At 69.3% G+C, this 11,944-nt stretch carries 8 protein-coding genes and 2 riboswitches; of the genes, 2 read left to right on the top strand and 6 right to left on the bottom strand.

Annotated features, from left to right (window positions below; all coding sequences use genetic code 11):
- Positions 1-231: 231 nt before the first annotated feature.
- From ACLQ26_RS20960 to ACLQ26_RS20945, 4 genes are all read right to left on the bottom strand, one after another.
- On the bottom strand, positions 232-1,467 hold the full coding sequence (locus ACLQ26_RS20960) for a mandelate racemase/muconate lactonizing enzyme family protein (protein ID WP_425746039.1): 1,236 nt from the start codon (positions 1,465-1,467) through the stop codon (positions 232-234).
- Position 1,468: 1 nt separating this feature from the next.
- Positions 1,469-2,296 carry a carbohydrate ABC transporter permease gene (locus tag ACLQ26_RS20955; RefSeq protein WP_363687186.1) on the bottom strand — a complete coding sequence of 276 codons (828 nt, stop codon included), beginning with the start codon at positions 2,294-2,296 and terminating at the stop codon, positions 1,469-1,471.
- Positions 2,296-3,168 carry a carbohydrate ABC transporter permease gene (locus ACLQ26_RS20950; RefSeq protein WP_425746038.1) on the bottom strand — a complete coding sequence of 291 codons (873 nt, stop codon included), beginning with the start codon at positions 3,166-3,168 and terminating at the stop codon, positions 2,296-2,298. Before ACLQ26_RS20950 ends, ACLQ26_RS20955 begins: the two co-directional genes overlap by 1 nt.
- Positions 3,169-3,278: 110 nt before the next feature.
- Positions 3,279-4,547: an ABC transporter substrate-binding protein gene (locus tag ACLQ26_RS20945; RefSeq protein WP_425746037.1), complete on the bottom strand. Its 1,269-nt coding sequence runs from the start codon at positions 4,545-4,547 to the stop codon at positions 3,279-3,281.
- A 150-nt stretch (positions 4,548-4,697) separates the two neighbouring features.
- Between ACLQ26_RS20945 and ACLQ26_RS20940 the strand changes: the two genes are divergently transcribed.
- Together ACLQ26_RS20940 and ACLQ26_RS20935 are read left to right on the top strand one after the other, a co-directional pair.
- Positions 4,698-5,468: a FadR/GntR family transcriptional regulator gene (locus tag ACLQ26_RS20940; protein WP_425746036.1), complete on the top strand. Its 771-nt coding sequence runs from the start codon at positions 4,698-4,700 to the stop codon at positions 5,466-5,468.
- Between the two features lie 431 nt (positions 5,469-5,899).
- A complete protein-coding gene (locus ACLQ26_RS20935; protein ID WP_425746035.1) occupies positions 5,900-7,717 on the top strand; it encodes a family 43 glycosylhydrolase in 1,818 nt (605 codons plus the stop codon).
- 148 nt (positions 7,718-7,865) lie between these two features.
- Here ACLQ26_RS20935 and ACLQ26_RS20930 read toward each other — a convergent pair whose 3' ends face one another.
- Positions 7,866-8,861, bottom strand: coding sequence for a ribonucleotide-diphosphate reductase subunit beta (locus tag ACLQ26_RS20930; RefSeq protein WP_425746034.1), 996 nt, complete (start codon positions 8,859-8,861; stop codon positions 7,866-7,868).
- A 38-nt stretch (positions 8,862-8,899) separates the two neighbouring features.
- Positions 8,900-11,266: a ribonucleoside-diphosphate reductase subunit alpha gene (locus tag ACLQ26_RS20925; RefSeq protein ID WP_425746056.1), complete on the bottom strand. Its 2,367-nt coding sequence runs from the start codon at positions 11,264-11,266 to the stop codon at positions 8,900-8,902.
- A 155-nt stretch (positions 11,267-11,421) separates the two neighbouring features.
- Positions 11,422-11,641, bottom strand: a riboswitch (cobalamin riboswitch).
- A 154-nt stretch (positions 11,642-11,795) separates the two neighbouring features.
- A riboswitch (cobalamin riboswitch) is annotated at positions 11,796-11,935 on the top strand.
- The last annotated feature ends 9 nt before the right edge of the window (positions 11,936-11,944 follow it).

The raw sequence follows: 11,944 nt of genomic DNA, 5'->3' as shown, positions 1-11,944 counted from the left end.
TCCGTCTCAACGTCGTTGGTTCGTGCGGTGCCCACGACCATGGGCGCACTGCCGCGCGGCGCACCCGAGGTCCGCGGTCGTGGGCTCACCTGAAGAAGCTGAAGCTGAATGCGGCGGCCCTCGTGCGGGGCGTGTGCCAGGACGGCCAGAGCTGCCTCCCTTGTGTCGGCGACACGGACACCGTAATCATCCGACCAATTTTGGTCCAGTCGTCGGCGCGCTCGGGCGGTCTCAGTGCCGCAGGGGCGCCACGTCGTTCTGCGCACCGACGGCATCGGCGAGCAGGGCCTCGACCCGTACCGGTGGGACGGTGGGCGTCTGGTCGGCCACCGCCAGCAGGCGTTTGCCCGCCCGCTCCGGTCGGACGTTCGGGCTGTGGGCGGCGGGGCTGCCGGCTCGGTGTCCCGCGGCCGCGATCGCCACCTCGTCGATCCGGATGCCCAGGCCGGGCGTGTCGCCGAGGATGAACGCGCCGTCCTCGATGTGCAGGTCGAGGCCGATGCCGGCCGGCGGACGCAGATCCTGTAGCTCGCTGACCAGGTGGTTCGGCACCGAGGTGGCGGCGTGCAGCAGCCCGACCGGGATGTTGCCGATGGGGCTGACCGGCAGGTCGTGGGCATGCGCCAGGGCCGCCACCCGCAGGAAGTGGGTGACACCCCAGACGGCTGCCATCTGGACGATGTCGACAGCGCCCGCCCCGATCAGCGGACGGTACTGCTCCAGGCCGGTGAGGTTCTCGCCGGTCGCGACCGACGCTCGGATGCCCCGGCCGACGGCGGCCAGACCCTCGGCGTCCCAGCGGCGGACCGGCTCCTCGATCCAGATCAGGTCGAGGGTGCGTTCCAGCTCGGCCACGTGCCGGACCGCCTGCTTGCGTGACCACGCCTCGTTGACGTCGAGCATCAGACCGGGCCGCCGGCCGTGACCCGCCTCGGTGAGCACGTCCCGCACCAGGCCGAGCCGGTGCCGGTCCCGCTCGATGTCGAGGCCGCCCTTGAGCTTCGCGGCGCGCAGGCCGTACCCGGCGTAGATCTCGTACTCCGCGACGAGCTCGTCGTCGGTCAGACCGATGTCGAGCCCGGACGCGTAGGCGGGGACACGCCGGTCCCGCCCGCCGAGCAGCCGCCAGAGCGGCTCGCCTGCCAACTGCGCCTTGATGTCCCACAGGGCCGTGTCCAGTGCGCCGATCGTCCCGAACACCGGACCGCCGTGACCGGCCTTGAAGGTGTGCCGGAGCATCCGGTCGTACAGGGTGGTCACCGCGCGGGGATCTTCTCCCTCGATGGCCGGGAAGATCTTCTCGATCTCCACGTGCGGGCCCAAGCCGACGCCGCTGATCCCGCCGTCGGTCTCGACGATGGTGATCGGCACCGTCGTGACGCCGTCGGGGAACACGCCGTTGGCGTCGCCGACGGGCCGGCCCCACTCCTGGACCGTGGTGAGGGTTCGATACCCGGTGATACGCATGTCAGCCTTTCGTGGAACCAGCGGCGACGCCGTCGGCGATCTGGCGCTGAAGGAACAGGTAGACCGCCAGGACGGGGATCGCGGCGATGAGCACCCCGGAGGCGAACGTGGGAATGTCCTCGGAGTACTGCCCCCGCAGCGAGGTCACCCCGACCATCAGGGTGCGGTGGTCGGCCGACGGCATCAGCAGCAGCGAGATCAGCACGTCGTTCCAGCAGAACAGCGTGTTGAGGATGCCGACCGAGAGCAGCGCCGGAGCACCCAGCGGCAGCATGATCCGCCGGTAGACGCCGTACACGGTGTTGCCGTCGATCCGGGCCGCGTCGACGATCTCCGCCGGGATGGTCTTGTAGTAGCTGGTCATCAGGAAGACCGTGAAGGGCAGGAACTGCGCGACGTACGCGAGGATCAGACCCGGGTACGTGTCGACGAGGCCGCTGTCCGCCATGACCCGGGCCAGCGGCACCATGATGACCTGGAAGGGGATGAAGAGCGCCGCGAGGCAGCCGATGAACAGCGCGTTCGAGCCCCGGAAGCGCAGTTGGCTCAGCGCGAAGCCGGCCATCGACCCGAACAGCAGCAGCAGGAACACCGAGCACGCCACCACGACGATCGAGTTGGTCGCGTACCGGCCCATGCCGACGCTTGTCCACGCGGTGGTGATGTTCTCGAAGCGCAGCGAGTCCGCCAGTGAGAACCGGTCGAGAATGTACTCCCGGCGGGTCTTCATGGCGACGTTCGCGGTGAACAGCAGCGGGTAGATCGTCGCGAGCGCGAGGAGTCCCATCGGGATCACGAGCAGCCATCTGCCCAGTCGGACGCGGGACATCAGTCTTCCCTCCCCGCTCGTCGGAGCAGCTTGAGTTGCAACAGCCCGACGACGAGCATGATGACGAAGAGGACGGTGGACGCGGCCGACGCGAGCGCCGGCCGGTTCATCTGCCCCTGCTGGATCCAGATGTAGTACTCCGGCAGGTACGTCGAACCCTCCGGGCCGCCACTGGTCATGACGTAGAGCAGGCCGAACATGGACGTCAGCATCCCGATCATCGTGGTCACGAAGACGAACTGGATGGTGCGGGTGAGGCTGGGGATGATCACGTGCCAGATGACCTGGGTCAGGGACGCGCCATCCACCCGGGCGGCGTCCAGCAGCGCGGAGTCCAGGGTCGCGAAGCCCGCGAGGAACACGACCAGGGCCATGCCGAAGGTCGCCCACACGTGTACGCCGACGACCGCGAACATGGCGACGTCCGGGTCACCGAGCCAGTCCACCGGGCCGATGCCGACCGCGCCGAGAATGCTGTTGACCGGGCCGTCGAACGAGAGCAGCAGGTTGAAGATCGCGCCGACGATGACCGGGGACAACACGGCCGGGAAGAAGTAGACGCTGCGGTAGAACCGGTGGCCGGGGACGCGCAGGTAGATGAAGGTGGCGAGCAGACCCGGGATGGCCACCGCCACCGGCAGGAGCAGCACCAGCAGCCCCACGTTGCGAAGGGCGCCCTGGAACAGCGGGTCCTGCAACAGGTCGACGTAGTTGTCGAAGCCGACCACCGCCCCGTCGCGGTCGCCGTCACCGGTGAAGGAGAAGTTGACGCCGAGCAGCAGCGGGTACAGCCGTAGCAGCACGAGGATCAGGACGGCCGGGGCGACAAGCACGAAGGGCGCGAGCATCTCGGCGCGACGGCCGCCGGCCATGCGCCGGGGAACGGCACGGCGGCCCGACGGCGGTGGTACGGGCGGGACCCCGCCGGCCCGCCCGGCCGAAGCCGAGCGGACCGACGGGAGCGAGTTACCGATCGACACGATCAGCCCGCCGTGTCCGCGGCGGCCATCTGCTTCACGACCGCGTCGACACTGATCGAACCGCTGAGCAGCTGCTGGGAGAGCCTGCCCATCAGGTCGAGCGCCTTCGAGGAGAGCGCCACGTGCGGCGCCGGCTTGCCGGTCTTGAGCGCGCCGACGATCGTGGTGACGGCCGGCCCGGACTGCGACACGTCGATGGTCGTGTCGGCGGTGATCGCGCCGGCGTTGGCGTAGAACGCCTTCAGGGCGTCGGTGGAGGTCAGCGAGCGCACCAGGTCGGCGGCCACCTTCGGGTCCTTGGTCCACTTGGCGACCGCGTAACCGATACCACCGTCGTACGGCAGGCTCGGGGTGGCGCCACTGGTCACCGCCGGGGCCATCATGACGCCGAGCTTCTCCGGCGTGATGAACTCGTTGAAGTCCTTCCAGTGCCCGATGTCGGACATCAGACCGATGATGTGGGCGGCCTTACCGGACTGGAAGACGGCGAAGGCGTCGTTGAACATCGCGGTGGAGTTGGCCCCGTCGTTGTTCAGCTTGGCGGTGCCGGTCTCCTTCCACAGCTCGAAGATCTTCTTCACGTTCGGCGAGTTCCAGTCGCGCTTGCCGGCGATCCAGTTGTCGTACTCCTGCGGGGTGAGGACACCCGACGCCATGGCCGACAGGAAGAACTGGATGCCGATGCCCTCCTTGTTGCCCTGGGCGAAGCACTTGGCGCCTGTCTTCTGGGTGATGGTGGCGCAGTTGGCGACGAACTCCTGCCACGTCGTGGCAGGCTTCGCCGGGTCGAGGCCGGCCCGCTCGTAGAGCGCCTTGTTGTAGTAGATCGGGTGGCCCTGCAGGGTCACCGGAGCGGCGTAGGTCTTGCCGCCCTTGGCGAACGCCTCCCAGCCGGCCAGCCGCTGCCGGTCCTCGGCCACGTACTCGTCGAGCGGCTGGAGCGAGTCCACCCGGTCGCGGATCTGGCCACCACCGTTGAACAGGATGACGTCCGGACCCTTGCCCGACTGGATGGCCGCACCCAGCAACGTGTAGTACTGATCGAACGGCTGGGCCACAAATTCGACCTCGACGTCCTTATGCTTCTTGGCGAAGTCCGCCTTGGCCTTCTCCACGTACTGCGCGGAGCTGGCCTCTCCGGACTTCCAGTCCCACACGACCAGCTTCTTGGCCGAGCCTCCGGACGACGAACCCGAACCTGTCGCGCTTCCACAGCCAGCCAGGGCCAGCCCTGCAACGAGGACCGCGGCCCACACTGCTCGTTGCTTCATCGTTGCTCACCTTCATATGGGGAGTGGCCGAGAACCGGCCGTCGATGCAAGATTGACGAGAACGTAACTCGTATGACGTCTGACGTCAACGGTTGCCCTTACACTGGGGCGGACTCGTGGGCCCGCTCCCGCGGCTACGCGGAGGTGAACGTGACGACATCGAACCAGTCGACCGTCAACGGCACGACGGCACCGACCTGGGCCCGTCGCCCGACCAACCTGGCCCAGGCGATCACCGCCGAGCTGGTGACCCGGATCGTGCAGGGAGTGCACCGCTCGGGCACACCGCTACCCCCCGAGCCGGTGCTCTGCGAGACCTTCTCGGTGAGCCGGACGGTCATCCGGGAAGCGGTCAAGATCCTTCAGGAGAAGGGGCTCGTGCAGGTCCGCCAGGGCAGCGGCACAATGGTCACCTCGCCCTCGGCGTGGGACATGCTCGACGAGCTCGTCCTCGCGGCCACCATCGCCGTGGACGACACCCTGGCGATCCTCGACGATCTGGTGGTCACCCGGCGGGTGTTGGAGTCCGACATGGCCAACGTGGCCGCACGACTCGCCGACCCGGAGACCATCGACCGGCTGCGCGCCCAGGTCGACCGGATGGACGAGCTGGTGGACGACCACGTCACCTACCACGAGCACGACCGCGCCTTCCACGACACCGTGATGCAGGCGTCCGGGAACCGCATCGCCCGGGGCGTCGTCCGGTCCCTGGAGAGTCAGGTAGTCAACACGGCGCGGTACATGGGAAAGACCGAACGGGCCCTGTGCGTGGCATCGAACCAGGGGCATCGGCGCATCTTCGAGCGCATCGCCGCCCACGACCCCGACGGCGCGGCGCAGGCGATGTTCACGCACATCACCGAGGCGTGGCTCGTCCGGCGCAGCGGGCCGGGCAGCCCGACGCGGCTGCAGCGCTGACGACCCGGCACCCAGGCGCTCACGACCTGGCCACGTGCCGCGCCCAACCCGGAGGCGACCGGCCCGCGACGACGACGTGGAAATCCAGATCCGTCCATCGCTTGAGAATGTTAGCGATAACAGACTACCCTCAGGCCGCAGAGGCGAAGGGCACGCTTCACCGCTCCACTCGATCCGCCGAGGTCGATGGAGTCGCGCATGACCAACGCCCGCTGGTGGGTGTCCGGGCCTCCCTCAGGGACGTTGACCACCGCCGTTGAAAAACGGCGGGCCGCCGCGCGCGGGAGCCGTGGTGGACGCCCGATCCCTCCTGCCGTTCCCACGGGACGGCCACCACCGAGGTCCAGAAGCGACAGGCGACGACACGCGGCACCTTGCCGGCGAGACCGGCGAACCGTGCCCGCCCGTCGTGACCCATCCTGGAGGTACCGATGCACCCCGCACCGCCACCACGGACGACGAACCGGCTCCGACGCGGCCTCGCCTGGCTCGTGAGCATGCTGCTCATCTCGACGCTGGCGCCGGCCACGCCCGCCCACGCGGACAACCCCATCGTCCAGCACATCTACACCGCCGACCCGGCTCCCCTGGTGCACGACGGACGGGTCTACCTCTACACCGGCCACGACGAGGACGGCTCGACGTACTTCACCATGAAGGACTGGCGGGTGTGGTCGTCGGCCGACATGGTCAACTGGACCGACCACGGCTCACCCCTGAGCCTCAACACCTTCAGCTGGGCGAGCGCCAACGCCTGGGCCGGCCAGGTCATCGCCCGCAACGGCAAGTTCTACTGGTACGTGCCGGTGACCGCCCGGGCGACCAACTCGATGGCCATCGGCGTCGCGGTCTCCGACAGCCCCACCGGGCCGTTCCGCGACGCCATCGGCCGGCCGCTGGTGGGCAACGGCGAGATCGACCCCACCGTCTTCATCGACGACGACGGCCAGGCGTACCTGTACTGGGGCAACCCGAACCTCTGGTACGTCCGGCTGAACGCGGACATGATCTCCTACAGCGGCAGCGCCACCAAGATCCCGCTCACCACCGCCGGGTTCGGCACCCGGACGGGGAACGCGAGCCGGCCGACCCTCTACGAAGAGGGCCCGTGGGTCTACAAGCGCAACGGCCTGTACTACAACGTGTTCGCGGCGGAGTGCTGCTCCGAGTTCATCGGTTACTCGACCGCACCCGGCCCGACCGGGCCCTGGACCTACCGAGGGACGATCATGCCTCGCCAGGGGGCCAGCTTCACCAACCACGCCGGAGTCATCGACTTCAACGGCGGCTCGTACTTCTTCTACCACAACGGGGCGTTGCCCGGCGGCAGCGGCTACACCCGCTCGGTGGCCGTGGAGAAGTTCACCTACAACACCAACGGCACCTTCCCGACGATCACCATGACCACGACGGGCGCGCCCCAGATCGGCACCCTGAACCCGTACGGGCGGCAGGAGGCCGAGACCATCGCCTGGGGCTCCGGCATCGAGACCGAGCCGGCAAGCGAGGGCGGGATGAACGTCGGGTTCATCGGGAACGGGGACTACATCAAGGTCAAGGGCGTGGGATTCGGTACGGGCGCGACGTCCTTCTCGGCCCGGGTCGCCTCGGCCACGTCCGGTGGCACGATCGAACTGCGCCTCGGCAGCCCCACCGGCACCCGGGTGGGCAGCTGCGCGGTGCCGGGCACCGGCGGATGGCAGACGTGGCAGACCGTCTCCTGCCCGGTCAGCGGCGCGACCGGCACCCAGGACCTCTACCTGCGCTTCACCGGCGGCAGCGGCAACCTGTTCAACCTCAACTGGTGGCAGTTCCAGGCCGGGGGCACCACGACGCCCACCCCGACCCCCACCGCGACGTCGTCGCCCACCCCGACGCCGACGCCCACTCCGACGACGACCCCGACGTCCACTCCCACCCCGACGCCTACGGTCCCGGCCGGGCAGTCCTGCGCGGTGACCAACACGGTGGTCAACACCTGGCAGGGCGGATTCGAGGGGCGGCTGACGGTCACCAACTCCGGGGCCTCCTCGCTGAGCGGATGGCGGGTCACCTTCACCCTTCCCAGTGGGCAGACGGTGTCGCAGGTCTGGAACGGCGCTCTCACCCAGACGGGCAGCCAGGTGACAGTCGCGAACGCCGCCTACAACGGGCAGCTCGCGCCGGGTACGTCGACCACCGCGGGCTACCTGAGCACGAGCGCCACCAGCACCCCTCCGACCATCACCCCGACCTGCTCCCCCGCCTGACAGTCACCCACCCCCAAGAACACCCCCGCCCCACCCCCACCTCGCCCGTCGCCGACGTTGATCATGAAGTTGGTGCCCCTGACACGCCGATAGGGAGCAACGACCTCCTGGTCGACGGGGTGGGGAGGGGGTGGGGTGGGGGGTCCTCCTAGAAGTCGTCGTCGAAGGCCACCGTCCCGGTCACCCCCACCTGGTACGCCGACACCCGCCGCTCGAAGAAGTTGGACAGCTCCTGCACGTCCTGCAACTCCATGAAGGCGAACGGGTTCGCCGACCCGTAGTGCGGTGCGATCCCGAGCTGGACGAGACGGCGGTCGGCGACGTGCTGGAGATACTCCCGCATGTCCGCGAGGGTGAGACCGGGCACGCCCTGACCCACCAGGTCCTCGGCGAACTGGACCTCACACTCGACCGCTTCGGTGAGCATCTGGCGGACCTGGTCGGCGAGATCGTCGTCGAACAGGTCGGGCTCCTCGGCGCGCACGGTGTCCACCACGTCGAACGCGAACGCCATGTGCATCGACTCGTCGCGGAAGACCCAGTTGGTGCCGGAGGCCAGGCCGTGCAGCAGGCCGCGGGAGCGCAGGAAGTAGACGTACGCGAACGCGCCGTAGAAGAACAATCCCTCGATGCAGGCGGCGAAGCAGATGAGGTTGAGCAGGAACGCGCGCCTGTCGTCGGAGGTCCGCAGCTCCCGCAACTCCCCCAGCGAGTCGATCCAGCGGAAGCAGAACTCGGCCTTGCGGCGGATCGAGGGGATGTTCTCGATCGCGGCGAAGGCGGCGAACCGCTCGGTCTCGTCGGGCACGTACGTGTCGAGCAGGTTGAGGTAGAACTGGACGTGCACGGCCTCCTCGAACAGCTGCCGGGACAGGTAGAGGCGGCCCTCCGGGCTGTTGACGTGCTGGTAGAGGTTGAGCACCAGGTTGTTGGCGACGATCGTGTCACCGGTGGCGAAGAACGCCACGAGGCGGCTGACCAGGTGCCGCTCGGCCGGCGACAGCCGGTCCAGGTCGGCGAGGTCGGCGTGCAGGTCGACCTCCTCGACCGTCCAGGTGTTGCGGATCGCGGCACGGAACCGGTCGAAGAAGTGCGGGTAGCGCATCGGGCGGAGGGTGAGATCCATCCCGGGGTCGAGCAGCATGTGTGTGGTCCTCGTGTCGGTGGTGGCGTCGGGAGAGGTCACTGGCACGCCTCACACGACTCGGGGTTCTCCAGCGAGCAGGCCAGCGCCTCGGCGTCGGCGGTGACGGCGACGGGTGCGACGGCGCTGACGGTGGCCTGCTGGATCCGCGTGGCGGGGCGCGAGCGCAGGTAGTACGTGGTCTTCAGCCCGGTCTTCCAGGCGTACAGGTACATCGAGGAGAGCTTGCCGATGGTGGGCGAGGCCAGGAACAGGTTCAGCGACTGGGACTGGTCGATGAACGGCGCGCGGGCGGCGGCCAGGTCGATGAGCGCCCGCTGCGGCAGCTCCCACGCGGTGCGGAACAGCTCCCGCACGTCGGCCGGCAGCTCCGTGACGGCCTGCACCGACCCCTCCGCGCGGCGAATCGCCGAACGGATCTGCTCGGTCCACAGGCCACGCGCCTTCAGCTCGCCGACCAGGGCCGTGTTGACCTGGAGGAACTCCCCGGACAGGGTCTCGCGCTTGAACAGGTTGGACACCTGCGGCTCGACGCACTCGTAACAACCGGCGATCGAGGCGATCGTCGCGGTCGGCGCGACCGCCACCAGCAGGGAGTTGCGCAGCCCGTACGCCCCGACCCGCTCGCGCAGCGCGGCCCAGCGCGCGGTCTGCGTACCCTCGACACCCCACAGGTCGGGCTGGAGCTGGCCCCGCGCGACGCGGGTCTGCGCGTACGCCGGGTGCGCGCCGAAGTCGCGCGCCAGGTCGGCGGAGGTCTCCAGCGCGGTCAGGTACAGCTCCTCGCTGATCCGGGTGGACAGCTCCCGCGCGGCAGGCGAGTCGAACGGCATCCGCAGCGCGAAGAACACGTCCTGCAGGCCCATCAACCCGAGCCCGACCGGCCGCCAGCGGGGGTTGCTCGCCGCCGCCTGCGGAGTCGGGTAGTAGTTGATGTCGATGACGCGGTCGAGGAGCGTCACAGCCGTCCGGACCGTGGCGCGCAGCCGTTCCCAGTCGATGCCGCTCCCGGTCAGGTGGGCGGCCACGTTCACCGAGCCGAGGTTGCACACCGCGGTCTCGGCGTCGCTGGACACCTCGACGATCTCGGTGCACAGGTTGGACAGGTGCACCACGTTGCCCGGCTCGGCGGTCTGGTTGCACAGCCGGTTGGCCGCGTCCTTGAAGGTCATCCACCCGTTGCCGGTCTGGGCCAGGGTCCGCATCATCTTCCCGTACAGCTCCCGCGCAGGCACCTGCCGCACGAAGCGGCCCTGCGCCTCGGCCGCCCGGTACGCGGCGTCGAACCGCTCCCCCCACAGGTCGGGCAGCTCGGGCACCTCGTCCGGGTCGAACAACGACCACACCTCGTCCGCCTCGACCCGGCGCATGAACTCGTCCGGTATCCAGTTGGCCAGGTTCAGGTTGTGGGTACGCCTGGCGTCCTCGCCGGTGTTGTCCCGCAGCTGGAGGAACTCCTCGATGTCCGGGTGCCACGGCTCCAGGTAGACGCAGGCCGCGCCCTTGCGTCGACCGCCCTGGTTGACCGCCGCGACGCTCGCGTCCAGGGTGCGCAGCCACGGCACGATCCCGTTGGACTGGCCGTTGGTGCCGCGGATCAGCGCACCCCGGGACCGGACCCGGGAGTACGCGATGCCGATGCCACCGGCGAACTTGGACAGGTTGGCGACCTGGGCGTAGCGCGCGTAGATCGAGTCCAGCTCGTCGCGCGGCGAGTCGACGAGGTAGCACGAGGACATCTGGGTGTGCCGGGTGCCGGAGTTGAACAGCGTCGGTGAGCTGGGCAGGTAGGCCAGGCTGGACATGAGCCGGTAGAAGTCCACCGCCTCGTCCGGCGTACGGGACAGGCCGCAGGCCACCCGCAGCAGCCAGTACTGCGGGGTCTCCAGCACCAGCCGGCTGGTGGGGTGGCGCAGCAGGTACCGGTCGTAGACCGTGCGCAGGCCGAAGTACTCGAAACGACGGTCGCCGTCGGTGTCGACGGCGTCGTCGAACGTGCCGGCGTGCGCGGCGACGAACGCGGCGGTCTCGTCTCCGATCAGGCCCTCGGCGTGGCCGGCCCGGATCGCCGCGCTGAACGAGGTGACGCCCTGCCGGCGTACCTCCCGCTCGACGTGGCTGGCCAGCAGCCGGGCGGCGAGGCGCGAGTACTGCGGCTCCGTACCGATCATCTCGGCCGCGGTCTGGATGGTCAGCCGGTCCAGCTCGGCCGTCGTCGCGCCGTCGTACAGGCCGCTGATCGTACGGGTCGCCACCCGTAGCGGGTCGACGTCGGGCAGGTCGTCGGCCCAGCGCTCGACCGTGGTGACGAGCCTGCGCACGTCCACCGGCTCGCTGCCGCCGTCGCGTTCGCGGACCTGCGTCGGCGTACGCCCCAGGGCCGTGTCGCCGTCGGCCGGGGTCACCTCGGTAACTGTCACCACTCACTCCTCGCGAGTTTGAGGACCTGATGGCCCTCGGCACGAGGCGACCGACACCGGCGGACGCCATGCCGACGGCGGCGCGGATCCGCAAGGCGTCGGCCGTCCCACGCGGCCTCGGACCACCGCCCACCCGGATGCGGGTACGCGGCGCGCTGGCAGGTCTTCGGACTCGCGGGCACGACCGGGGTCGCCCGGTCTCCTACTGGCCGTCGCTTCCCAGGCCAGATGGCGGCCCAGTGCTGATGACGGCTGTCGTTCCCACTCACCGCTGCGGGGCAGTCCCGGAATTCCACCGGGTTCCCTCTTGCCTCGGCCATCCCTGGAATGAGTGGCCGAACCAGCTGCGGTCGACACCATATATAGGGGCGACAGGGTTTGTCACACCCCACATGTCGGGGCCGGGCGTGTCGCGGCCGCCGGCGACGGCCATCGTCGATCCGGTCGACGCCCGCGGACGAGCGGCCGTGGGCAGCGTCGCGATCGGACTTCGCCGCCGGCTTGACCGAGGAGAACCGGCACCGATACGGTCGACCCACTATCTGCGGCGACGCGAGGGAAGCCGGTGAGAATCCGGCGCGGTCGCGCCACTGTGAGCGGTCCCCGACCCGGGGGCCGCGAGCCAGGACGCTCGGTCGTCCGCAGCCTTGCGATGGGGACGCG

Origin of the sequence: Micromonospora sp. DT43 (assembly GCF_049841645.1) — a bacterium.
GTDB lineage: Bacteria > Actinomycetota > Actinomycetes > Mycobacteriales > Micromonosporaceae > Micromonospora.
This window is presented reverse-complemented; position numbering and strand designations above follow the sequence as displayed.

Bases quoted from the DNA above. Each gene is read 5' to 3' on its own strand.
- ACLQ26_RS20950 (WP_425746038.1), bottom strand. From the start codon at position 3,168: ATGGCCGGCGGCCGTCGCGCCGAGATGCTCGCGCCCTTCGTGCTTGTC.
- ACLQ26_RS20960 (WP_425746039.1), bottom strand. From the start codon at position 1,467: ATGCGTATCACCGGGTATCGAACCCTCACCACGGTCCAGGAGTGGGGC.
- ACLQ26_RS20945 (WP_425746037.1), bottom strand. From the start codon at position 4,547: ATGAAGCAACGAGCAGTGTGGGCCGCGGTCCTCGTTGCAGGGCTGGCC.
- ACLQ26_RS20935 (WP_425746035.1), top strand. From the start codon at position 5,900: ATGCACCCCGCACCGCCACCACGGACGACGAACCGGCTCCGACGCGGC.
- ACLQ26_RS20930 (WP_425746034.1), bottom strand. From the start codon at position 8,861: ATGCTGCTCGACCCCGGGATGGATCTCACCCTCCGCCCGATGCGCTAC.
- ACLQ26_RS20955 (WP_363687186.1), bottom strand. From the start codon at position 2,296: ATGTCCCGCGTCCGACTGGGCAGATGGCTGCTCGTGATCCCGATGGGA.